Origin of the sequence: Sedimentibacter sp. B4 (genome assembly GCF_000309315.1) — a bacterium.
In the GTDB taxonomy this organism is placed as follows: Bacteria; Bacillota; Clostridia; order Tissierellales; family Sedimentibacteraceae; genus Sedimentibacter; species Sedimentibacter saalensis.
Map to the genome: position 1 here is coordinate 92815 of NZ_CANG01000046.1, position 24103 is coordinate 116917.

Annotated in this window: 22 protein-coding genes; 3 read left to right on the forward strand and 19 right to left on the reverse strand. The window is 34.1% G+C overall.

Features of this window, described 5'->3' with window-relative positions; all coding sequences use genetic code 11:
* Positions 1-302: 302 nt before the first annotated feature.
* The 11 genes from BN358_RS09705 to BN358_RS09755 form a co-directional block, all read right to left on the reverse strand.
* Positions 303-566, reverse strand: coding sequence for a DUF3343 domain-containing protein (locus BN358_RS09705; RefSeq protein ID WP_019229057.1), 264 nt, complete (start codon positions 564-566; stop codon positions 303-305).
* Positions 567-580: 14 nt separating this feature from the next.
* Positions 581-1867 carry a double-cubane-cluster-containing anaerobic reductase gene (locus BN358_RS09710; RefSeq protein WP_019229058.1) on the reverse strand — a complete coding sequence of 429 codons (1287 nt, stop codon included), beginning with the start codon at positions 1865-1867 and terminating at the stop codon, positions 581-583.
* A gap of 138 nt (positions 1868-2005) precedes the next feature.
* Positions 2006-3079 (reverse strand): 2-hydroxyacyl-CoA dehydratase family protein, encoded by a 1074-nt coding sequence (locus BN358_RS09715; protein WP_019229059.1) that lies wholly within the window; start codon positions 3077-3079, stop codon positions 2006-2008.
* 12 nt (positions 3080-3091) lie between these two features.
* Positions 3092-3847 carry an acyl-CoA dehydratase activase gene (locus BN358_RS09720; RefSeq protein WP_019229060.1) on the reverse strand — a complete coding sequence of 252 codons (756 nt, stop codon included), beginning with the start codon at positions 3845-3847 and terminating at the stop codon, positions 3092-3094.
* 233 nt (positions 3848-4080) lie between these two features.
* Positions 4081-5469: a glycosyl hydrolase family 18 protein gene (locus BN358_RS22355; protein ID WP_019229061.1), complete on the reverse strand. Its 1389-nt coding sequence runs from the start codon at positions 5467-5469 to the stop codon at positions 4081-4083.
* Positions 5470-5542: 73 nt separating this feature from the next.
* Positions 5543-5803, reverse strand: a complete 261-nt coding sequence (locus BN358_RS09730) for a hypothetical protein (RefSeq protein WP_019229062.1) — start codon at positions 5801-5803, stop codon at positions 5543-5545.
* A 181-nt stretch (positions 5804-5984) separates the two neighbouring features.
* Positions 5985-7991, reverse strand: coding sequence for a WG repeat-containing protein (locus tag BN358_RS09735; RefSeq protein ID WP_019229063.1), 2007 nt, complete (start codon positions 7989-7991; stop codon positions 5985-5987).
* Between the two features lie 43 nt (positions 7992-8034).
* Entirely contained in the window at positions 8035-9429 is a 1395-nt protein-coding gene (locus BN358_RS09740) for a hypothetical protein (protein WP_019229064.1), read from the reverse strand.
* Positions 9430-9721: 292 nt separating this feature from the next.
* Complete coding sequence (locus BN358_RS09745) at positions 9722-10588, reverse strand: polysaccharide deacetylase family protein (RefSeq protein ID WP_019229065.1); 867 nt, start codon at positions 10586-10588, stop codon at positions 9722-9724.
* A gap of 153 nt (positions 10589-10741) precedes the next feature.
* Positions 10742-11218 carry a flavodoxin domain-containing protein gene (locus tag BN358_RS09750; RefSeq protein WP_019229066.1) on the reverse strand — a complete coding sequence of 159 codons (477 nt, stop codon included), beginning with the start codon at positions 11216-11218 and terminating at the stop codon, positions 10742-10744.
* Positions 11219-11292: 74 nt separating this feature from the next.
* Entirely contained in the window at positions 11293-12006 is a 714-nt protein-coding gene (locus BN358_RS09755) for a DUF434 domain-containing protein (protein ID WP_019229067.1), read from the reverse strand.
* Positions 12007-12204: 198 nt separating this feature from the next.
* On the opposite strand from BN358_RS09755, the gene BN358_RS09760 reads away from it, so the two are divergent.
* Positions 12205-12660 (forward strand): hypothetical protein, encoded by a 456-nt coding sequence (locus BN358_RS09760; protein WP_019229068.1) that lies wholly within the window; start codon positions 12205-12207, stop codon positions 12658-12660.
* Positions 12661-12804: 144 nt separating this feature from the next.
* Here the strand turns inward: BN358_RS09760 and BN358_RS09765 are convergent, their stop codons facing one another.
* The 6 genes from BN358_RS09765 to BN358_RS09790 form a co-directional block, all read right to left on the reverse strand.
* Positions 12805-14112, reverse strand: a complete 1308-nt coding sequence (locus BN358_RS09765; protein ID WP_019229069.1) for an acetyl-CoA hydrolase/transferase family protein — start codon at positions 14110-14112, stop codon at positions 12805-12807.
* A 123-nt stretch (positions 14113-14235) separates the two neighbouring features.
* Positions 14236-15558, reverse strand: a complete 1323-nt coding sequence (locus tag BN358_RS09770) for a GntP family permease (RefSeq protein ID WP_019229070.1) — start codon at positions 15556-15558, stop codon at positions 14236-14238.
* Positions 15559-15741: 183 nt separating this feature from the next.
* Complete coding sequence (fabG, locus tag BN358_RS09775; protein ID WP_019229071.1) at positions 15742-16485, reverse strand: 3-oxoacyl-[acyl-carrier-protein] reductase; 744 nt, start codon at positions 16483-16485, stop codon at positions 15742-15744.
* A gap of 54 nt (positions 16486-16539) precedes the next feature.
* Positions 16540-17709 (reverse strand): thiolase family protein, encoded by a 1170-nt coding sequence (locus BN358_RS09780; protein WP_019229072.1) that lies wholly within the window; start codon positions 17707-17709, stop codon positions 16540-16542.
* 69 nt (positions 17710-17778) lie between these two features.
* Complete coding sequence (locus BN358_RS09785) at positions 17779-18618, reverse strand: 3-keto-5-aminohexanoate cleavage protein (RefSeq protein ID WP_019229073.1); 840 nt, start codon at positions 18616-18618, stop codon at positions 17779-17781.
* 57 nt (positions 18619-18675) lie between these two features.
* Complete coding sequence (locus tag BN358_RS09790; RefSeq protein ID WP_019229074.1) at positions 18676-19722, reverse strand: ketopantoate reductase family protein; 1047 nt, start codon at positions 19720-19722, stop codon at positions 18676-18678.
* 281 nt (positions 19723-20003) lie between these two features.
* Between BN358_RS09790 and BN358_RS09795 the strand changes: the two genes are divergently transcribed.
* Complete coding sequence (locus BN358_RS09795; RefSeq protein ID WP_019229075.1) at positions 20004-21425, forward strand: sigma-54-dependent Fis family transcriptional regulator; 1422 nt, start codon at positions 20004-20006, stop codon at positions 21423-21425.
* Positions 21426-21671: 246 nt separating this feature from the next.
* On the forward strand, positions 21672-22652 hold the full coding sequence (locus BN358_RS09800) for an L-threonine 3-dehydrogenase (RefSeq protein ID WP_051011009.1): 981 nt from the start codon (positions 21672-21674) through the stop codon (positions 22650-22652).
* Positions 22653-22750: 98 nt separating this feature from the next.
* On the opposite strand, the gene BN358_RS09805 is transcribed toward BN358_RS09800, so the two are convergent.
* Positions 22751-23914 (reverse strand): hypothetical protein, encoded by a 1164-nt coding sequence (locus tag BN358_RS09805; RefSeq protein ID WP_019229077.1) that lies wholly within the window; start codon positions 23912-23914, stop codon positions 22751-22753.
* 13 nt (positions 23915-23927) lie between these two features.
* A complete protein-coding gene (locus BN358_RS26010) occupies positions 23928-24101 on the reverse strand; it encodes a hypothetical protein (RefSeq protein WP_019229078.1) in 174 nt (57 codons plus the stop codon).
* Positions 24102-24103 lie beyond the last annotated feature (2 nt).

A 24103-nucleotide genomic window follows, 5' to 3' on the forward strand; every position in this document is an offset into this window, starting at 1 on the left:
AACATATCCTCGCCATATACTAAAAGAAATGGATGGTTTGTGTCTACGATATTTACACAAGTCTAAACATTAAACTACATTTTTCCTCCTTATACTTCTTTTAATTTCTAAAAGCAGTAACTTATAAAAAAAACACCATTTTTCAGGTGCTTTTTACATATTATCTAGATTCCGTAACAAAAGACATGATTGAAAAATTAATGTTTAATTAGATATACAATGACAATATTATAAGTCAAGGGGACAAAATTATTTCAGCTGTGACAGTAATTCTGTCCATCTTGTCCCCATTTTAATTTATCCTAGCAAAACTTATTTCGCATTGGATCCTTTTTATTTACTGTTTCAAAAATATTTAAAATATCTATCTTATTATCAACAATACATTTTTTTATTATTGGTATATCATTTTCATTTTTTATTAAAAGTGATATGCCACAGCATTTTGTCGCTTCTCGCGGTGTAGGAGCAATTGTGACAGAAATCTTTTCAGCTTTTAGAAGCTCATTCAATCTTAGCCCATTTTCTACATTGGGGAAAATTATGTAATATTCTTTTTCTGTCATTGGTTATCTCCTTATTAAGCAAATTGTTTGGTTCCTAGCATTTCCACAAAAGCACCAATACGTGTTCTCAATTGTTCTGCGTCCTGGTCTGTATAATCAGTTTCAATTCCAAGAACAGGAATACCTGCTTCTTTTATAGCTCTTTCTACCTTATAGCCCTCGGTATCATACAGATTACAGAATTTTAAATTAACATCAATGATACCATCTACTTGGTATTCTTCAGCTAAACGAAGTATATCCTTTATTCTGCCTTCATTAGGTGTAAAGCATGCACAATTGATGCCCATATATCTATTTGACAAAGCATCTAGTTGTTCATCAATAGTAGTCTTTGTTTCATCTACTAAATTTTCGAAATATCTTGTTCCGGTACACATTTCTTCAACTACAACGGCAGCTCCGCTTGTTTCTATTATGTGGTGCAGCTTCCAATTAGGAATAGCCAGTGGTGTACCTGTAAGCATAATTCTCTTTGTCCCAGACGGAAATACGCTCACATTATTTTTAACTCTTTCCTCTAATTCGTCGCAAAGTTTATTTGTCATTGAAGTGAAACGTGTCGGGTCATCATAAAATGCAATCTGAGATATTAACAAAATATCTTTACCGCTTATTGGAAGGGTTTCATTTTTTCTATATGAATATAGTCGTGCTAAAGCTCGTCTCTTATCATTAATTAGTCTAATTGCATTAGCTAAGCTTTCAGATGTTACCTTATTTCCTGTAAATTCTTCTACTTTTCCTAAAAATGTTTTTATTTCATCTGCCCAAGCAGCAATATCCTTTGGACGTTTCATTTGAGGTAAATCCATAACATGTACAGGAACATCTTCTGCAAGTATTTCCCACGCCTTTTTCTTTCCGTCACATGTTGTTTCGCCAACATACATATCTGCAATTCTGAAAAACGGACAAGTTTTATCAAGTCTTGCTCCAACAGAAGCTTTAATCAGAGGGCATGTACTTGTAGGTAAAACCTTTTCTCCTCCTGGAACCCAAAATTGAGAACCACCACATAATCCAGTTGCAATAGCGTCTGCTGCAAAGACAATTTCATCTGGAACGTAAACACAAAATGTTCCAAAAACCTTTCCGCCTTTTTTCTGATGCTCAATAAGCTCTGCTGGACGAACTCCATGAATTTCTGATACTACAAAATTATAATAGTCCATTGATTCAGGACGGTTGTCCTGAGTTAAATATACATCACCAAATGCTACCGGTAATACTTCACATAATTGGTCATGTAACTCTAAATTCATACCTAAGTCTTTCCACATTTCTCTGTAATCTGGCATTGTAAGCCCTCCACATAATTATTTATTTAACAATTCCAATTTCAATTATAGTGGAAATATGTTGAATTAACAAGAAACATAAACTTATACAAAATTGTCTTTCAATAAAAATATTTTATTATATTTAGTATTGATTATTTACAGCTTATTTATAAAAGATTTAATCTTTGTTGTAACTTCTTCATAATCACAATTGTAATCGATATTTACAGGAAGAAAAGGAATACCTAAATCATTATATTCTTCCAATTGAACTTTACATCCTTGAGTTTTCAAATTCACTATAGCCTCTATATTATATATAGAAATTATGCTATTAATATTTTCTTTACTGCTTACATAAATATACTTTTGAGCTAAATTTAAGTACAAGTCCTCAAAATCATCAACAATTTTATAGTTTTCACCCTCACAGCATGATGATGTCAAAATAGCCTTATTTAAAGATGAAAGAGGTTTTATAATTTCTTCATTAAAGCCTGCCAAGGGTACTCCGGTTATTAATATGCTGCCTGTAGTATTGAAAGAAACTGTCGGTTCAGACAATGCTTTCTCAAGAGTTTCCTTCAGCTGTTGTAGCTTATATATACGTTCATTCAAATCAAAAATAAACTGACTACCATAGATAATGTTTATTAAATCATTGCTTCCTATAACATATGGGTGCTTAATATAGATATCTGTGATTTCTTGAACCAATTTACTTATATTACTTAATTTCTTAACTATTTTGACAAATTTATCTTCATCAAACTTATCTATATTGAACTTTTGCTGAAGAAAATATATAAAATCTTTATATTCAGATACCAGATCAGCTGCGTCCTTATGTTCATTTATTATGTAAATTTGTTTATTGCCTTTTAATTTATTAATCATGCATTCTTTATCAAAGCAATAATTTGTTCCTATTATTATGTCAGCGAAATGCGAAAATGGACATCTGTCTGTTACTACATAACCATAGCTAGCTTTTAACAGTGAACAGCTTTTTTTATCTATTAATTTTTCGGCAGCCTCAATGTTTGATCCATCTATTCCAAATATATTTATGGGTATGATATCTAGTGCCCAGAGTATTTCTCTTGGTACATTTTTGCCGTATATTCCTGCAATAATTTTTCCTTCATTTTTCAATACATAAGCTTTAATGAAAGCATCATGTCTCAGATTTTTAAATTCTTCTAATTGATTTACCAAATTATTATTCATAATCATCCCTGTTTATTTTGAAAGCGCAGCACCAATAGCGCCGGCATAACGTGCCATATGATTTGAACTAACATTCTTTTTTAGTTTTTTACTCAATTGTTCACACATATATAAACTGCCACAAAATCCTCCGGTTAAAAAGAAATTATCGTTTTCAGCATTCAATTTAGTGCTTAATGTATAGACTTTATTAATAATTGAATTGACAACACCCCATGCTATATCTTCCTTAGGTCTGCCGTTTCCGATCAGACTGATGACCTCAGATTCAGCAAAAACAGTGCACATAGAGCTTATTGAAACTTCTTTCCCTCCCTCTGCCAGGTCAAAAATTTCTGCAAGATTAACTCCTAACGTGTTAGCCATTATTTCTAAGAACCGGCCTGTCCCAGCAGAACATTTATCATTCATAATAAAATTTGAAACCATTCCGTTCTTAACATAAATTATCTTGGTGTCCTGCCCGCCAATGTCTATTACTGTACAATCTCCTCCATTTAAATAATAGGCACCTTTACCATGGCATGTTATTTCAGTTATTACCTTATGAGCATATGGTACAGAGACTCTTCCGTAGCCTGTAGCTGTTATATGGGAATTATCTGATGTAATGTTTCGTTCTTTTAACCAATTTTGTATGTTTAATGCAGTCTCCTTGCTGCTCCATCCAGTAGGCATGACCAAATGATGCACAATTTCTTTGTTATCTTCTGAAATTACAATTACTTTAGCCGCAGTAGAACCAATATCTATACCAACACAATACATAATAATACTCCTCATATGTTATTTAATTCTAAAGGATGACCTTGAAGTTACGTTTATTTATCACGCAAAGCGCTCAGGGTACTCCATAATCCTAATCATTATAACATATTTCTTAAATCCGTGGCAAAATTATTCTTATTCTTAAATGTTACTTGGACATCTTCTTATTTATTGATTTCACATATATTTTATGTATTTGATGAATAATCAACTATAATGTATCTTTACCGCTTTTATTTTTTTAATATTGCTGTATTACTATTTTCGTGCCATTTTATTTCATAACCAAATGCTTCAAAAATAGCCCTTATGGGAATGAATGTCCTGTTATCATTTATTACTGAAATAGTATCAAGCTTGACATTCTGCCCGTTTACTTCTATATATTTTTCACCGGTAGGTATCTTAACGATTATGCCATCCTTTTCTGCTGTTATAATTTGATTTTTGCTGTCATAGCTTACTTCTGCTCCAATAGACTCCATTGATTTCCTGAGCGGGACCATCAATCTTCCATGATTATCAATGTAAGGAACTCCATAACCTTCTTCTTCCAAGAAAACAAGTTCTCTGTTATTTATCACTACAGTGACATAATTGCTTAATTCTTCTTTTGACAGTTGTTCTGTTCTTGAAAGCATGTCATCTATCATTGACACAATGCTGTATTGATCGTTTGTATCTTCATTTATATCAAACAGCATTAAACCTCCTGCTCGATTAAGTGCAATCACAGTTTTTTCTCTTAATGTATTTATACCGTTGTAATAGGACTCAAGAGGTGTTGTAGGAGCATAATCTGTAAAGGCATATTCTGGATTTTCAGCTACAATGTGTCTGTATTGCTTCCAGCTTGGTTTTGCATAAAGGGGAATTCCCATTACAATCTTTTCTGGAGGAAGACCTCTGTTGAGCCAATAAGAAATGGAGTTTTCGAAAAACCATATGGGGCTGTGATCTGCATTGTTCATATCATAAGCCATTACATTTATAAAACTGAATCTTTCAAGACTTCTTTCCGTAATAACGCTTGTATCCTCAGCTGCCCAATTTTCGTACCATGAGCCGTTAAGGGCTGCAGTCAATTCTTTTTCCTTCAATTTTAGTGCATCACTTAATTCTATAACAAGTTTTTCATAAATGTCTGCTGTGCTCTTATTTGGATGCTCCCAGTCAAGTTCAACGCCATCCAGATTGTATTCATCAACTAACGCACAGACATTATCTATGAAGATTTTCCTTTTTACATCTGTTGATGCTAATTCCTTAAATACAGGCTCAAGCACTTTGCCTTCATATGACCATCCCCCCAATGAAATGAAAACTTTGGTTCCGTCTCCATGGGCCTTCTCCACAAGTTCTCTTAATTGTTCAGAATTTTTCAGTTCATGCAACGTTCCATCTGTTTTTGGAATTACAAAAGAATACATTATATGAGTCAATTTAATTGTTTGAATCTTTTCAACAGATTCATTAAACAGATCTCCGGAATAATACCCTACAACCTTGAAATCACTTTTGTCTATTCTGTCATTTGATGTTTTCACATTGATACAGGCAGATGTTATGGGCAGTAATAATAATAGTAAAATTAAGAGTACTTTTGTTTCATTTTTTTTCATTTGTTCCCCCTGCTAGAAAATATTGCGGGGACGTACCTTATATTTTAAAAGGTCCGTCCCTTATGTTTTTATTTTATTTGTGAGATTTATTGTTTTGTTTGCTTTCAAAATTGCTATTGCTGTTTTTACTTGAAAAGCTATTGTTGCTGCTTTTAATCATGCGTTCTACATTTTCATTTAGAACATTTTTGCCTTTGTCATGGAATGTATTGTTCAGTTCATAAATCATGTAGCTGTTTTTATCTGCTAATTCGCTGTCATTTCTGTATGTGTCCTGTTTTTCGTTATATTTGTCACTACTATTGTTTAGTTCCTTTTCATATTTATTAGCCATGTTTCTGCACCTTCCTTTTTATATTGTAATATTTGTTTATATATTATTAGTTACATTACTTAAAATATTACAACTAAAAGGTACGTCCCCATAATTAACATGATACCTCCACGAGCCATTTTTTACAACTTTGCAATTGCTCTCCCTTAATGAAAAACACTCATGCTATATAAAATACTGTTTAAAAATCAATATCATTCAACATTCTATACATAATGATGTAAGTCTGTTCTCTAGTAATATTTGTTTTAGGCGAAAACATGTCATTGCCAACTCCCTGCATCATTTTGTTTTGAAGAACAAAATTGACTGCATCCATTGCCCACGGCGACACACTTGATTTATCATTTAAATAAACATCATCTGAATCTTTGTACAATCCTAAATACTTTGACAGATTAGTAAGCATAACAGCTGCTTCTTCTCTTGTAATTTCACTTTCTCCGTCAAATATACCATTTCCCCTTCCATTAACAATACCTAATTTTAGACATATGGCAATATCATCGCTGAAACCATCTGTTATTGGTGGATTTACAAGGTCTATATTATTATTTTTAAGTATTTCTTCTCTTGAAGTGTTTTGATATTCTTCCAGGAACTCCACTATTATGCTGCAAAATTCATATCTCTTTATATTAAAAGTAAACGCTGACTGGTACTCAAATGGAACCAAATTACTTTCAATTGCCTTGACTACTTCTTCTTTTGCCCATATTGAAGGACCTTTAGTTTGCTTGAAATAATCAAAATATGTATTAAACCTTTCAGTATGATATTTTGCTGCAATTATGTCTTCTCCATCAATATTTATAATTGAAATATCATTATAATTGTGAAGTGTGAGACGCTGCCCTGCAAAATTAACAACAGCATAACCGCCGCTTAATCCTCCTGCGTAATATTTATCATTTATATATTTCACATCTGTAAAATACATTTTGGAATCAGCAAGCATCTCTTTTCCGGTTTCTTTATTTATTAAATATGCATACCAGCCCTTATTTACAAGCATGTATTTATCAGTGGCATAATAATCTATGTAATCATATATGGGCGGTACTATTTCTTCACCATTCAAATCATAAACAGCATATTTATGTTCACCGTTTTTGTCTTCGATGACTGCTGTAATAAATCCGTCCTTAACTTCTGAAATGTTATAACATTCAACAGGCAGTACTACACTTCCTTTTTCATTAACAAAGCCTGTCATTTCATCCTTGTAAATTATAAAACCATCATAACAATTCATTATGGCATCATATATAAAGGGAACAACAATTTTATTTGTTACGTCTATTACTCCACAACGCCCTTCTTTTACAGCTACAGCAGTTTCATTCCTTGAATATTCAATACCGTCATACTCCACAGGAACTACAATTTCAGCAGTAGCAGTATTAATCAAGCCAAATTTATTATTTTTAGAAATTCTCAAATATTCACCATATTCGTGTATATTATAAATTTCATCATATTCAAATGAAAGTACCACTTCATTATCTATATTGATTACTCCATATTTTGCATCATCATTAATGGCAATAATGAAATTGTCATTAATGTAATCAATATATTTATATATAAATGGAATAATTTCTTCCTGTTTGATGTTCATGAATCCATATTTGTCATTTTTACAGGCAATAATCCTGTCATCGCTGATATAAGTCAACGTATCATATACTGCCGGGATAACCAACACCTTGTTGTACTTATGGTACAAGCCAGTTTTATATCCATCACCCTTTACATTCCTCAATATGAAATAATTTTCTCCTTTTGTAGGATCAACATATTTATATCCATCCACAAAACATTCCAGGCCATTTTTATCGACATATATGAATCTGTTTGAATAATCTATATGGTAACTGTCATTTCCGATTACGAAGCGGTAATAATCGTCATCGAAAATTTGATTTTTTCCTTCCATTCCTGCAAAAGCCAGATATTTTCCCTTTAAATTGATTAAGCTTCCATCTGGTTTTAAAATATGCCAGCTTCCATCCTCAACGCTTTGAACTACTTTGTCCTGCCCAAATCCATCATAGTAATAGTAATCCAATGTTATTTTTTGTATGTCATCGTTAAAATCCATTCCAAAAGCAAGAGTGTCCATCGATAATAAGAAAACACAAATTATAAACAATACAACAAATTTAATACCGCAGGTCTTTAGCATATTTCCTCCCTTATCTATTCATATAATAATAGGCTTTTATTGATTATCTTTTATTAAATTTCCTTGCAATTATAAAACTGATGACTATTATGAAGAATGCAATTATACCAATAACAATAGGTGCAAAATAACCAAAACTTCTGTTTATTCGTCCTTCAATCTTGTCATACAATGTTACTTTTTCTTTAGAGTAAAGTGTAAATGACAAATCATCTTCCGGTAGTTTTTCTAAAGAAGCTGTGTAAATATTGCCTTTTTCTTTATTTAATTCAATGCTGCTGTCAATAACGAACGGTGCTTCCTGTGGAGTTATAATTTTAATGTTCAGGTTATTAAAACTGTTCCAGTTTTTTGCAGGGTTTAAAATATAATCAAATATATACTGAGGACTTGAAGTGTTTCTTTTGTCCATTGTTCCATTTGTGTTGTAGCTTACACTCACTGTCTGGTCTTGAGATGGAAGGAACTCAACATTATAGACCAATGTAATAACTCTCACAGATCCACTTTCAGCTAAAATATCATCTACAGTGCAAAATCCCATATTGTTTATGAAATACTTATCCAATGCACTTGCATAAAGGTTAAATAGCTGAATATCTGAGATGTGTTCAAAATCTATAAAAGAATAACTTTTCATACTGTCAAACAAGTATGTCCTGACATCAACTTCTTTTTCAGTTATTTCATAAGTAAACAAATCTGTTTCTTCATTTGAAGCTCCAATGACATATCCATTGATGTCCATATTTATGTCTTCGCCTAAAACATAAATCTCTGCAATTTGAGTGTCAAAGCAGCCGGAAGTAATCCTTGCTTTCCCGCCATTCAGGCTGAATCCATTGAAATTTTTTGTAAGGATTTTTGTTTCATCTTGGTCATAAGTAAAATCAACAGTAAAATCTATTCCCTTTTCGGTAGTTGGTTTTATTTCTATGGAATATAATTTTCCGATTCCATATACCGAAAAGCTTTTTGCATCATAAATATCGTTGGATATTGTGTTTACGATTTTATCAAAATCATAGTTTTTTTCTTTATCTTCTTCAAAACTGTTTCCATAACTGTTAACAACATTGCCTGCATAAACCTCATAAGGAAGCTCTTTGCCATTTGCAGTTATTTTTATATTATCATAATTAATATTATACAGTCTTTCAATATAAGGGAATGCCATTTGAACAGATTGTGTTTTATCAGTTGGATTAGTCATTTCATATTGTGCAGTTACATTGGCTTGAACAGAATGCAAATCATTATTTCCATCAGAAAAATCAAAAATGAGATCTTCACTTTTAACCTTAATGGGAGAATCTTTATCGACGGTCATAATATCAGATGATGGATACCCCTGCCAATACACGGGTCCTGAATTTGCAAAAACCATCGTAAATGAAGAAATTATAAGAATAATAGCAATATAAACAAATTTTTTCATAACATACCCCTTTGTCTATTAATAAAATATATGTATTATCATTTTTAAAATATATTATTTGCTGTTTCTTAGAGTTTCATGAACATTTCTCAAACCAACAAGTCCTTTCATGTTCTCACAGCTTTTATATAAATTTAGGTCATTTGAAACTAACATTATCTATGACGATTAATTTTACAATTTGTTCCATATGCTTAGTCTACATCATATCTAGCTAATAGTCCATATGCACAAAACTCCATCTTTAACAGATGGAGCTTTTTATAAAAATATATGAAAATTAGACTGCTATTCATTTGTAAATTTTGTAATATGTTTGTCCTGCTCTTAACATAACTTCTCTGCTTTCTGACAATTCACTTATTGTAACTAACTGGTAACCTCTGTTTATGAGCTCTGGAATTACTGTTTTTGAAGCTTCCAAGGATGATTCATATAAATCATGCATCAAAATTATATCTCCATCCTTTACATTTTCATAAATAATTTGTGTGATTGTTTCTGCATTCCTGCTTTCCCAGTCACGGGTATCTATTGACCAGTTTATAATTGGCTTTTGAATTTTTTCTTTTAAAGCCTCGGTTGTTGAGCCATATGGCGGCCGCATTACAAAAGGTCTGTACATGGCTATCTCATAGATTAAATTGTCAGTCTTATTTATTTGGTCATATAGTTCTTCATCATTTAACAAAGTCAACCTTTTGTGGTCATAGCTGTGATTTCCAATTTGATTTCCATTTTCAATCATTTGTTTAACAGTCTCTTCATACTTGCTTGCCTGCGACCCTAAAACAAAAAAAGTTGCAGCAGAATTATTTTCCTTCAATAAATCCAGAATTTCTTTAGTGTACTTGGATGGACCATCATCATATGTCAAAGCTATCATTGGCTTGTTCGGATCAATTTCTCTTTTGTTTTCTTGCTTTACGTCAGTTTTTATTTTCTCAATTTCCAAATTCTGGAGACTTTCATCAGTTGTTATTAAATTCTCAGTTTCAAATTCTAATATATCAGTCTGCTGATCATAGCTTTCACTATACTCTTGATTCATGCTATAATCTGCAGTGTCATTATTAATGTTAGCATCTACGTCCTGGACGGTATAAATTGAAAGCTGCATTATTAAAGATAATGAAATAACTAAAGCCCTGTTTGCCACAACATCCCCCTAAAATTTTATGTATTACAGTATATGTACATAAAATTTTAAAATTACATGGATTGGATATTTGACAGGCATATATGTTTGGATATAAAAAACACAATTATAATATTATAATTGTGTTTGAAGGTGTAGTATAAAAAACATGGTTTAAAGCGAATCCAATACTGTTGTAATAAACTTTTCTGCCTTTTTTAAATCTCTATCATTAGGATGTCCTTCTGATAATTTTTCCATGAATTCAAAAATCTTTTTATCTGTAAATTCCCTTGCATTAAAGCTTCCTTTACATGCAAAGCTGCCTCTGTTTATTGCTGCTTTTTTATCCAAAAGCTTTATCAAACTATTGTTATAATATTTCATCCCAGCTCCGCTAGTTGAAAAAACAAATACATTTTTTCCTGTCAGATTCAATTTGTCAACCAGCTTAATCAACTTTGGTGAAATACTCTCCCTGTATACTCCAGAACCAAACCCAATCAGATTATAGTTTTCAGTATTAATATCACTAACATCCATAACATTCCTGATATTAATCAGCTCACAATCTGTTTTCTCAGCAAATATTCGTGCAATTTTTTCAGTATTGCTCTTGTATTCAGAACAATAAACAATTAAAGATTTCATAAATTCCTCTCTTATTTTCTCTTTATACTTTAAAATATTACAGGTTAAATGCCATGTAAGATTTGTATTTTAAATCAGTGTAAATCTACAATCCAGGCATCTTGTATGTAATCATCAACAATTTTTCTTGATAAATTAAACCAGCTTTTGCATTCATCCAATATTATTGAATCTCCTGTTACTACCCTCTCCATATGTGACAATTCAGCGTCAACATTTGATATAAGCTCAACATCAACCGGTATTCTCCATGATTTTGAGCACTCTAATATTCTGCTTTTCAGTCTTCCTGAATTTGAAACAGGAGAATCCAAATAAAATTTAACATTAGGAACTGATAATTCTTTTAATGTTTTTCCTATGAGTTCTAATGCAATATCAGTTTTATCTATTAATTTATATGTACCCCTAAGTCCTGCCAAGTCTCTTAAAACTCCGTCCTTGCCAAGCAATACAGGACTTCCAGACAAAGCAACTTCCAAGGTTATAATCAAATTGAACCCATCAATAAATATGCATCCTTCCTTAGCATGATCCAATGAAAGCATGGTAAATTTTCTTTTTTCACACTCAACAGTTGAGGATGTGGTTCTTTGAAGAGCTGTTCTTGCTCTTAAAGAAAATTGATAGTGATTGCCCACAAGCTCAATGATTGGTTTTATTTTATACCCCCTGTCCAACAGCCATTGAACCTCTTCCTGGGCAATTTTAAGTTTCTTTATATTTTCCGGTGAAAAGTTTTTAATATCGTCAGGGTCAAAACCCCTTTTAACTATTTTAAGGGACAAATTTTTACCAGCTTTCTTCTTTGATTCTCTATATTTAAATTATCTTATTATGCTTTTATAAATATAAAATATTATACCATTAAATTCTAATTGTGTGAACAAAGTAACTGCCTAAACATAATTATATTGACAATTTATGCCATAACGGGTATTTTTGTATTAAACAGATGATTGTTTAATAACGCTCATGGAGGAATTATGGTACATTTAGTATATTGTGATGATAAGGAAAAAGTATTAGAAAAAATATTAAACAAGTCAAAACAAATGGTAATCAGAAGTGCTGCAGGAAGAAAAATACCCCACAGCAGAGTGTTTGAAGGCGAAGAGTTGTATTTCATGAAAAAAGGAACCGGATTAATAACTGCTAAAGCAACAGTAACTTCAGTACAAAATTACGTTAAACTTACTCCAGAAGAATCCTTGGAAATAATAAACAAAAATCAATCCAAATTAAATTTATCTCCAAAACAAGTTGAACGATGGAACAAAAAATGTCTTTGTCTTGTTGAATTTGATAATGTTGAAGAAATAGCTCCATTAAATTTTGATCATCAGAGCAACATGGATGATTGGCTTATAATTGAAAAAATCGAAGATGTAACAGTTGGCACCAGCATTCCATACAATTACGATAATTCCAAGCTAAAATAACAAAGCAGTTGATATGATGATTTATCAATTTTTATATTGCTCAATTTTAGAATAGAAGTACGTAGCTCTTGTTACAGCTACGTACTTTTTTATATCATTAAATACCCCCAATGTGACTTACATTTAAAAGAATATATTTATAAATCATATAAGATTAAACTTTTTAGCATCCTCCGTGAGCTGATCCCTAAATTCCGGATGAGCAAGACTAATCATTGCCTTTACCCTGTCTGACATATTCAGTATCTTTAAATTGACACATCCGTACTCAGTAGCAACATATTGAACATCAGACCTAGGTGTTGAAATTGCTGTTCCCGCTGGAAGTGAAGTTACTATTTTGCTAATTCTTTTTCCATTTTTTATAAAGCTTGAAGTAGTTGCAATAACTGACTTACCGCCTTCCGACCACTGGGCACCTCTTACGAAATCCAGTTGTCCACCTGTAGCACTTTGTTGTTTCCATCCAAATGAATCAGATGCTGCTTGGCCAAATATATCAAAGGCCATTGTGGAATTAATTGAAATCATTTTCTTATTTTTTGCAATATTTCTCGGATCATTAACAAATGGAAATTCTGCACCATAAACATTTTCGTTCTTGTTCAGATATTGGTATAATTTAGTTGATCCAAGAGCGAATCCAAAAACACTTTTTCCATCCATATATCCTTTGTACTTGTTTGTAACATTTCCATTAATCATTAATTGCATCATTGGTTCGCTCAACAATTCAGAATGGATTCCAAGATCGTTTTTATTAAGAAGTCCAAATCCTATTGCAGTTGAAAGCGAGCCCAGTCCAAGCTGGATAGTCGCACCATCCGGAACCTGGTCAACAATGATATTTGAAAGTATTTTTGTTACTTCGTCGATTTCTGGATTTGCTAAAGTTGCCGGCGTATCATCCACCTCAACTATTGCATCTACCTCAGAAACGTGAATCAGGTTATTTTGTCCGAATATGTATGGTGTCTGCTTGTTAGATTGTACAATCACCCTATCCGCATTTTCCTTCAGGTATTTGTGAAGTGCAATGCCCGATGGGCCAAAACACATATACCCATTCTCATCCGGTTCTGAAACGTCAAACAAGCATACATCTGGTCGTGCAACTTCATTGCACCAGCTGTCAATTTGACTGAGATGAACCGATGTGAAGTTTAGCTTCAACCCATTGTCTCTAGCCTTTCTTTCTTCAACTCCCATAAAAAAGGTTCCAAATGCAAATGGATTCCCTTCAACTTCATCATATAATGACGTTGGTTTTAGTACCAGACTGCTTGTTATCTCAATGTCTTCAAGCTCTTCTCGCATATCCCACAACGCCTTCATTAATTCAAAGGCTACACTGGAACTAGTACCGACATAAACTCTCTCCCCAGAATTAATAAGTCTGACTGCTTCTTCTGCATTCATTAATTTTTGTTTATATTCATTACACCAGTCCATATTTTCCTCCTAAAAACTTGTTGATTTTATTAAGTATAAATTTATAATGTTATTAATACTGCGATGTATCTGACACATCGCAGTATTTTATCTTAGCAATACATGATTAAATTTTTCTGACCTTTAGAAAAACATGATTAATATCACTAAGGATACTAATGTAATAATAGTAGGTATTACTACAGTTGTAACAAATACATGTTTGTATGCGTCCTTGTGAGTAAGCCCAAGTACTGCAAGTGTCAAGAATATTCCTGGTGAATGAGGTAAGGTATCTAATGCACCGGCAGCAATACTTACCAAACGGTGTAATAGATCCAGGTTCACACCTGAAGCTAAAAAGCTATCCGTAAATGAACCAAACATTATTTTTAATCCACCTGATGATGATCCTGTTATAGCAGATACTACGCCCGTTGCAACAACACCTTGTGTATATGGATTCATTTTTAAGCTTAATACCCATTCAACTATTGATGCAAAAGCTTGAGATTTTGATACAACTGCACCAAAAGCAACAACTGCTGCAAATCCCCCAATAGCTCCTATACCGCCTTCTAATCCGGAGGATAGTATCTTTTTAATACTTTTCCCTTTGAATTTATCAAAGTTTAGAGCAAATACAACCGCAGTACCAACTAACATAGCTCCCGTAGCAAGCATGGTGGAATTAAGCCCAAATCTGCTTCCCACTACAAGTATAGCAAGCAGTATTATTATCGGTAAAAATGCTATAAAAGATGATGGCAGCATGCTGCGACTCTCAGCTTCATTCTTTGCAATATCAAAACCTACAGGGTTTATCCAGCATTCGTTATTAGCTCTTGCTTTCTTTTCAGCGTAATTAAAATAAAACAACGTCATTACAATAAATGCTATTGAAGCAATAATTCCAAAAATAGGACCTGCAGTTAATGTCGTCCCCAAAAACTGTGTAGGAATAACGTTTGTAAGCGCTGGCGTTCCCGGAAGAGAAGTCATTGTAAGTGTCGACGAGCCAGCCGCTGTTGCAGCTACTATTAAATGTCGTGGCAAATTTGCTTCTCTAAATAGCGTGTACGCAATTGGTGCCAAAGCATATATAACGACAAACAAACTTATACCGCCATAGGTCAGCACTACAGTAATCGCATAGCAAACAAGTAACACTCTTGCCCTTCCGAACCAGTCAATAAACTGATACGCAATAGATGTTGCACAGCCAGATTCATTCATAAAACTAGCGTACATGCTTGAACAACATAATAACAAGAAATAACCCGAATAAGCACCTACGTAACCATTCATATAAAATTCTGAAAATCCCTGCCATATACCTATTCCATTTGTAAGTATTACTACAAGAGATGCGATCAGTGTAGATGCAAGGGCACCAAATCCTTTGTATGCGCCAACAGCAAGTACCATTACAGCTAATAAAAGACCAATAATTCCTAGTGTATTCATGTTTTTTCTCCTTTAATTTTTTATTTTTAAAGAAATTGAAGGATGAACTTCTATTCAATTTCTCTAAATTAACTTGATATTAAAACTAATTTTGATATTTATAATTTATCTGTGAATTTATTTTTATTTCAAGTATGTTGAAGAATTCAAAAATACAAATACTTAATATATGTCCTATTTTTTCTACGCTCTATACATTGCTCCATTAACACTGAGTGTAACCCCGCTTATAAATCCAGCCTCTTCAGATGCAAGGAATGCCATAGCTGCTGCTATATCTTCAGGTTCCCCTGTCCTGCCAACTGGAATGCTTGCAATAATTTCTGTCCTGATATTTTCAGGAATTTCATGTGTCATGGCTGTTTCAATAAAACCTGGTGCTATGGCATTAACAGTAATTCCCTTTTTCCCTAGCTCCATGGATAATGTCTTAGTAAATCCAATTATTCCTGCCTTTGCTGCTGAATAATTTGCTTGTCCAAAGTTCCCTGAAAGACCAACAACTGAACTTAAGTTTATGATTCTGCCATATTTGTTTAACTCCATATATTTGCTTAGTTCCTGTGTAACTATAAATACAGACTTCAAATCAGAATCAAGCACTTCATCCCATTGTTCATCAGTCATCTTTTTAAAAGATGAATCTTTGGTTATCCCTGCATTGTTGACTAATATATCAATTCGTCCGTATTTATCCATTACCTTTTCCCCAAGTGCTTTAACTTCTTCTCTGTTTGTCACATTGCATTTAAGTCCAAATGCTTCTCCTCCCTCGCTTTTTATCTCATCAACAGCTTCATTAACTTTATCTATATTTCTGCTGGTTACTACAACTATTACTCCTTCTTTTGCAAGCCTTTTTGCTATTGCAAGTCCAATGCCTTGAGTTGAACCTGTTACAACTGCAACTCTGTTATAAAATATCATCATATGCCTCCTTAATTTTTGCCCATAATCCCAAGTTTGAATATTTAAGTCTTTTTATTTAGTATTCTCCATTTCAAAAATGCTGGCTGCACCCATTCCACCGCCAATACACATGGTGATAAGTGCATATCTGCCATTTATTCGTTTAAGTTCTGATAGCGCCTTACAGGTAAGTATTGCTCCGGTAGCACCAAGCGGATGTCCAAGAGCCATAGCCCCACCATTTGGATTAACTTTCTCCAAAGGCATCTTAAGTTCACGTATGCAAGCAATTGCTTGTGATGCAAATGCTTCATTAATTTCAATTACATCCATATCATCTAAAGTGAGCCCTGCTTTCTTCATTACTTTAGGAACAGCAACAATTGGCCCTACACCCATGACGTCAGCAGCAACACCATCCACAGCAAATGATACAAACTTTGCAACAGGAGTATAGCCAAGTTCTTCAGCCTTTTCACGTGCCATCAATACAACAAAACCAGTACCATCAGTCATCTGGGATGATGTAGCAGCAGTTACTGCTCCGTCTTCCTTAAATGGTGTTTTAAGTGCAGCCAGGTCTTCTATATTTGTATTTGGGCGAATGCCTTCATCTTGAGTCACAACAATCTGTCCAATTTCTGTATTTACTGTTATTGGAATAATCTCATCAATAAACTTTCCTGCCGCTTGAGCAGCAGCTGCCTTCTTATGGCTTTCTACAGCCATAACTTCCATATCATGTCTTGTAATACCATACCGTTTTGCAACATTTTCAGCAGTTAAACCCATAGAAATATAAGTTCCGGGAACTTGTTCTGCCAACAGCACATCCTGATATTCCTGGGGATGTAACATGTTCATATCAGTCATCATTTCAATGCCGCCGGCTATTATCACATCCATCTGATTTGCTATAATGGCATTTGCAGCTGTGGCTATACTCTGAAGACCGGATGAACAAAACCTGTTCACTGTTTGACCCGGGACAGAATCAGGCAAATCTGCACGCTGAGCTATCAAACGGCCTATATTATACCCCGTATATTTTTCCGGTGTAGCGCATCCTACAATGACGTCATCAACAACTTTCGGATCAAAGCCAGGCAGTTTTGCTATGACACCTTTCAGTGTCTGTGCACCATATTCTATGGGATGAGTCTTTGCGAAAGATCCCTTAAATGCTTTAGCCAGCGGTGAACGTCCATACGCCACTATCATAGCATCCCTTTTATTATTCATAATTGCCTCCTAAATTTTTAATTTATCAGCAGGTATACACATACCTTACTAAAATGTAAATAAGATAAATTATCGAACAAATGTCTTAACACCAAGAATTTCACGTGCTTCTTGAGGAGTAGCCGGTTGCTTTCCAAATTCCTTGACAATTCTTACAGCTCTTTCAACCATCAATGGATTTGTTGCTTTCTCTCCGCGAGACATATATAGATTATCCTCAAGACCAACACGTATATGACCGCCTAATGCTAAAGCTGCATACATTATTGGAAGATGTCCGGTTCCGATTCCTGTTGCAGACCATACAGCATTTTCCGGCAAATGTCTGACTAAGTATAATAAATTATCAACTGTAGCATCCATTCCTCCTAAAACACCAAGAACCAATTGACACCACATTGGATTCTTAATATATCCTTTTTCAATGTAGTGTTTAGCATTTCCAAGCATTCCATAATCGAATATCTCTACTTCCGGTTTAACATCATATTGATTATAAACATGGCATAGCTTTTTTAAGAAAGAAGGATTATTATCAAATACAAAAGTATCACCCCAGTTAAAGGAACCAATATCGAATGAACCCATTTCAATATCAGGAACTTCGACAAAATGAGTCATCCTGTCATCTTCATTTGTAACAAAACCACCGGAAGATGTGCAGTTTATAACTACATCACAATCCTTATGTTCTCTTATTAAGCGAACACTTTCTTTAAATCTTTCTTTGTCCATAGTTCCAATGCCATTATCATCTCTCATATGAAGATGTACAACAGCAGCACCTGCCTGCCAGCAAGCATAAGCTGCATCAGCTATTTCCTGAGGTGTATATGGAACAGCCGGATTCTTTTCTTTTGGTGTAAGTGCACCTGTTAAAGCACATGAAATTATTACTTTGTCATTCATAATTAATTCTCCTAAATTCATTTTTATCTATAAAATATTTGCAAATGTAAATTTACACTATTTTACTTTGTACATCTGGTAAGTGAACCAATCATCTTTAAAGTATTGCAAATTATCGATAGACAAAGGTAATTCCTTGTTTTCGATTTTCTTAACAATTTCGATGACAGTATCGTTAAATGGAGTTGGGATTCCGTGCTTTTTGCCTATTTCTGAAACATAGCCGTTAATCATTTGAACTTCCGTAACCTTGCCTTTTTCCAAATCCTGAAGCATACTTGCCTTAGCGCCTGGAGCGAAAGAATACATGTATATGAACATCTGCTGATTTTCATTAAATTGCTCTTGATCTTTAAGTGATAAAGAAGCAGGAGACAGACCCAAAACCAGTTGTGGCAATTCATAGCCTTCTGCCTCACAGCAAACTATAACCTCGCGACCTAAGTAGCTCACACAAGCTCTTGCTTTTTCATTTTGCATAACTTCACCAAATGTACATCCGCAGGCAGCAGACATGCCGCTCACGCATGCGTTGTTAACCAGCTTGCCCCATCTGGAAGCCATAAGGTTATCTGACACAGATGTTGCACCCATATGATTCAAAATCTCTGCTATTTTCTTGATACGATTCGTAACTTTTCCATTGATTTCTCCGATATCAAAAAAGTGATCAAGATTGCTCACATCCTGAGTCAATTCTGAGACGCCTGGAGCAGAAAATGTTGCACTCCATAATACTGCACCGCCTATTGTTCGGTTTTCACCAACATACTTTGCTACAAAAGGTTCCGGTACACCGTTTTGAAGAGTACAAACAGTGCTGTTCTCATCAAGATGAGAAATCAACTGAGGAAGAATAACTTCATTGGCTGTTTGCTTAGTAAACAAAAAGACAATATCGTAAATTCCTTCCATTTTGTCAGGTGTGTATGCTTTGACAGGAACCGTAAAGTCAACCTTTCCAATAATATGAGCACCCTTTTCATTCAATGCTTTTACATGATCTTCGTAGTTATCGATAAAATCTACAGGACATCCATTCTTGGTCAAAAATGCACCCAGGACTGTGCCCATAGCTCCACAACCTACAATAGCAATTCTCATAATATTAACCTCCTTTATTTCATTCAAATTTTAATACAACTTATTGATAGCAACTATAATGCCAATTTGATTTATTTTTTAATAGGTGTATTTTTTTATTTTAAAATGTTGTAATTCGAACGAAATCATTAAGGAAGTAATTTGTAAATTCAAAATTGTTTGTTTTTAAATCGCAAAATTATTTCGCAACAACGCAAATTTTTGCATTTGTGCATTTTATTCTTGCGATATTGCAAATTTAATAATATAATTAATTCAAATTATCATAATAGGAGATTTCTATGGAAAGTAATTATGAGTTTTTAACCACAGTGCTGGAAAATATAGATATTGGCATTTTTGTGTTGGACGCACAAGGTAATTATCTATACGTTAACGATGAATATTGTAATATTCTTAATAGATCAAGGGATAGTTATGAGGGGATGTCTATTCCGAAATTTAAAGAGCAGGGATACCTGACGTATAGCGTTTATGAGATGGTTATAGAGAAAAATGCACCTGTGACTACTATTGTCACAATTAATGATATAATATTTAATAAAACATATCATTTTCTTACTACTGCTAATCCAACCTTTAATTCTGATGGCTCAATTAAATATATTTTTTTCACACAAGAACCCATTGAAAAAACAAGCAAACGTATTCAATCCGGCGTGTTAAATCGACATGTCATTACAAGCCATTTAGTGAATCCCAAGGCTCAGCAATTTGATATTGTATCTGAAAGTCCTCAAATGAAGCAACTGCTTGAAACGCTGTTTCAAGTGTCAAAGACTGACGCCTCCATATTAATTTCCGGACCTTCAGGTGTTGGTAAAGAAGTTTTAACAAAATATATTCATCAGAACAGCCTCCGTAATAAAGGGCCATTTGTTGTATTGAATTGTGCTGCAATTCCAGAAAACCTCATAGAATCTGAATTATATGGGTACGAAAAAGGTGCATTCAGTGGAGCAGCTTCTTCCGGAAAAGAAGGGTTGATTGAAGCAGCTAACGGTGGCACCTTATTTTTAGACGAAATCAACTCCATGCCCCTTGGGCTTCAGGCAAAACTGCTGCGTGTACTTGAAACCAAACAAGTAACACGTCTGGGATCTGTTGTTCCAAAAGAAATAGACTTTCGTCTGGTATGCGCTACAAATGAGAATCTGCAAACTCTTGTCAGCCAAAAACTCTTTCGTTCGGATTTATTTTACCGTATCAATGTAATATCAGTCTATATTCCGCCGCTCTGCGAGCGCAAAGAAGATATAATTCCATTATCTTTGTTTTACATGCAGTATTTCTGCAAAAAATACAGCTGTGTAAAGGCATTGGATGAAATTGTATTAAACTCAATGCTTTCTTATGAATGGCCTGGGAATGTGCGAGAGCTGCGAAATTTTGTCGAGAGGCTGATTATATCTTCCCCTGATACAGAATTGCTGATTTCAACTGTTCCGAAAGAACTTCTGATACAAATTGAAAATGAAGGCATGAGCACAGTTTCACAGACAAACCTGCCATCAGTTACAGATATACCTATACAGGATACTGAAACCTTTTCATTAAATTCTTATATGGATGAATGTGAAAAACAGTTATTAATCAACCTTTTGACACAGCATAAATCGCCATCAAAGGTTGCACAAATACTAAAGCTAAATTTATCAAATGTTTATCGCAAAATTAAAAAGCATAATTTGAAAATAGTATAGAAAAATTTACGTTCATCAATTAAACTTCATTTTAATTTAAGTAAAACTCACACAAATATGCTCCGCATTATTATTTTATTCTTTAATCAGTTTAAATTAATAGAATAATGGATATATATAATATGAGAGTTATTAAAAAATACTTTAGTCTATGATAGAAATTTTAATAATTGTCAATTTGATTTATTCTGAATATATTTATTTAGTTATAGCATAATATTATGTAATTAATATGGGAGGTATATGGTGAGAAAAATATTAATAACAGGGGCATTGGGACAAATAGGTTCCGAATTAACTGCCGAAATGCGTAAAATTTACGGTTCAAGCAATGTGGTGGCTAGTAACAGAAGTATGAAGAAAGGTCATGAAGAGCTGATTGAATCCGGGCCATTTGAAATCATTGATATCAATGACCCTGTAACATTGTCAAATGCCGTAGATAAACACAAAATAAACACAATTGTAAACCTTGCTGCCATTCTGTCAGCAATAGGAGAAAAAGATCCCCAGCAATGCTGGAATATAAATATGAACGGACTGTACAACGTCCTGGAAACAGCCAGAGAAAAAAATTGTATGGTATTCACACCTTCATCCATTGCTGCATTTGGTCCTTCAACACCTAAGGACAACACTCCGCAAGAAACAATTCAAAGACCCAACACCATGTATGGAGTAACAAAAGCAGCAGGTGAACTGTTATGTGACTATTACTATAAAAAATTCGGTGTTGACACTAGGGGTGTCCGTTTCCCGGGGCTTATATCATACAAGACGCTGCCCGGCGGCGGAACCACGGATTATGCAGTACACATATATTATGACGCCTTAAAAAACAAAAAATACACCAGTTTTATCCGAAAAGGAACTTATATGGATATGATGTATATGCCGGATGCGCTAAGTGCTATTATTGATTTAATTGAGGCAAATCCTCAAAGACTGATGCACCGCAATGCTTATAATGTCACAGCCATGAGCTTTGACCCTGAGATATTGGCTGATTCCATAAGAAAATTCATACCTGAATTTGAGCTACTCTATGATGTTGATCCTATAAGACAAGAAATTGCAGATTCATGGCCAAATTCTTTAGATGATTCAACTGCCAGAGAACAATGGGACTGGAATCCAAAATATGACCTACAATCCATGACAAAAGATATGCTTGAAAAGCTTAGGGTTAAACTAGATATTCGAGAACCAGCAGGAAAAATACTGTAAATTAGATATTTAAAAAGCCTTCTATGATGACATCGTAGAAGGCTTTTATAACAAAGACTGCATTAAATATTAAATTTCAAGAACAGTTTTTTTAATTCTTAGTCGTAATAAACAAGGTTTTGATGTGCAGTGGAAGGATTATTATAATAAGCGCCTATGCCTGTCAGCATATCCTCATAGCTGGGAATTCCATCAAATAGTATGGTCTGCTCAGGACGAACCATGTTATTTACCTGTATAATGGTTTTTGCAGTCTCCACATGTCGTGCCACACGTTTATCAATTGGCCAGCCATTCTCGTCAATTGGTGCGTAAAGCAAACCATGTTCTCCGGCTTTCATAACAAAACGGTCTTTGCCAGACATAAGCAACTCTTCATCTGTTATGCCCCTGATTCTATCAAGCATCGGTTCTGCAACTTCAGCCAAATATGAAGCTGCTTCAGAGTAATCACCTATTTCACGATGGCTAAGACCATGTAATGCCTTTGGAGAAAATTCCATGCCTATTGGCACGTCAAACACTTGTGATGTTAACAACATAGAAGTCATTGCAGCAACATCATTACCCTTTTCATGGGTTACGATTGTGTTCTCAACCGGATATTCAAGCTCAGCTTCATGAAAGTCAAGTGTCATATCAACACCTTCAGCCTCAATAAGTTTCATTACAGCATAAGCTGTACGTTCAGTTAACAAACCGTCAGCCTTGCCGGGCCAATTACGATTGATATTGCGAATATCCACATAGGCCAGGTTTTGACCGCTGGGATAATGTATATAGACTTCAGGGTCAGGCCAAGAATCAAGAGGATTTGCAGTTCTGTCCCCATATCTCCATGTCTTTTCACCCCAAGGAGTATTCACATGATAAAAACGAGGATACGCTTCACCCATACGCGTACATGTGGATGCGCTTGTATTTATCCTATTAATTATAATTATCTTGCCTTGAGTCACATTCAGGTTTTCCGTGAAAATCTGCGCCGACATATTTGTTGCAGGCTCTTCAGGGTGAGAACCGCCAAACATGAGCATTGTGCCGCCTTTAACTCCGCTGTCAAATATGTATACATTACAATCATTGACTGTGCCCTTTACAACATCAGAATAGTCGCTGAGCTTCTTTACATGTGTAACATTTTCGCTTACTACAACGGGTTCCTTAAATGTACGATGCTCTCTAAACAGCCATCCAGATATGCCAATGACACAAAATACAACAACAATGATAAGCACCTTTATAAATTTAATATTTTTCATAATCAAATCTCCTTTACTTAAGGCGCAAAATACGCAATACAAACGGAATCATTATTATGCTGTACAAAATTGCATCCTGTATGTTTCGTGTCTTGATAAAAACCTTGACAATAGCAGCCAGAAAAAATGCACTGCTTAGATAGCATGCTACAGTTATTATTGAATTAATTGCTTGAAGTGTACTCATAA

Bases quoted from the DNA above. Each gene is read 5' to 3' on its own strand.
- BN358_RS09790 (WP_019229074.1), bottom strand. From the start codon at position 19,722: ATGAGAATTGCTATTGTAGGTTGTGGAGCTATGGGCACAGTCCTGGGT.
- fabG (WP_019229071.1), bottom strand. From the start codon at position 16,485: ATGATATTTTATAACAGAGTTGCAGTTGTAACAGGTTCAACTCAAGGC.
- BN358_RS09735 (WP_019229063.1), bottom strand. From the start codon at position 7,991: ATGCTAAAGACCTGCGGTATTAAATTTGTTGTATTGTTTATAATTTGT.
- BN358_RS09770 (WP_019229070.1), bottom strand. From the start codon at position 15,558: ATGAATACACTAGGAATTATTGGTCTTTTATTAGCTGTAATGGTACTT.
- BN358_RS09715 (WP_019229059.1), bottom strand. From the start codon at position 3,079: ATGAATAATAATTTGGTAAATCAATTAGAAGAATTTAAAAATCTGAGA.
- BN358_RS09785 (WP_019229073.1), bottom strand. From the start codon at position 18,618: ATGAATGACAAAGTAATAATTTCATGTGCTTTAACAGGTGCACTTACA.
- BN358_RS09750 (WP_019229066.1), bottom strand. From the start codon at position 11,218: ATGAAATCTTTAATTGTTTATTGTTCTGAATACAAGAGCAATACTGAA.
- BN358_RS09705 (WP_019229057.1), bottom strand. From the start codon at position 566: ATGACAGAAAAAGAATATTACATAATTTTCCCCAATGTAGAAAATGGG.
- BN358_RS09720 (WP_019229060.1), bottom strand. From the start codon at position 3,847: ATGTATTGTGTTGGTATAGATATTGGTTCTACTGCGGCTAAAGTAATT.
- BN358_RS22355 (WP_019229061.1), bottom strand. From the start codon at position 5,469: ATGAAAAAAAATGAAACAAAAGTACTCTTAATTTTACTATTATTATTA.
- BN358_RS09730 (WP_019229062.1), bottom strand. From the start codon at position 5,803: ATGGCTAATAAATATGAAAAGGAACTAAACAATAGTAGTGACAAATAT.
- BN358_RS09760 (WP_019229068.1), top strand. From the start codon at position 12,205: ATGGTACATTTAGTATATTGTGATGATAAGGAAAAAGTATTAGAAAAA.
- BN358_RS09765 (WP_019229069.1), bottom strand. From the start codon at position 14,112: ATGGACTGGTGTAATGAATATAAACAAAAATTAATGAATGCAGAAGAA.
- BN358_RS09740 (WP_019229064.1), bottom strand. From the start codon at position 9,429: ATGAAAAAATTTGTTTATATTGCTATTATTCTTATAATTTCTTCATTT.
- BN358_RS09805 (WP_019229077.1), bottom strand. From the start codon at position 23,914: ATGAAAAATATTAAATTTATAAAGGTGCTTATCATTGTTGTTGTATTT.
- BN358_RS09710 (WP_019229058.1), bottom strand. From the start codon at position 1,867: ATGCCAGATTACAGAGAAATGTGGAAAGACTTAGGTATGAATTTAGAG.
- BN358_RS09795 (WP_019229075.1), top strand. From the start codon at position 20,004: ATGGAAAGTAATTATGAGTTTTTAACCACAGTGCTGGAAAATATAGAT.
- BN358_RS09780 (WP_019229072.1), bottom strand. From the start codon at position 17,709: ATGAATAATAAAAGGGATGCTATGATAGTGGCGTATGGACGTTCACCG.
- BN358_RS26010 (WP_019229078.1), bottom strand. From the start codon at position 24,101: ATGAGTACACTTCAAGCAATTAATTCAATAATAACTGTAGCATGCTAT.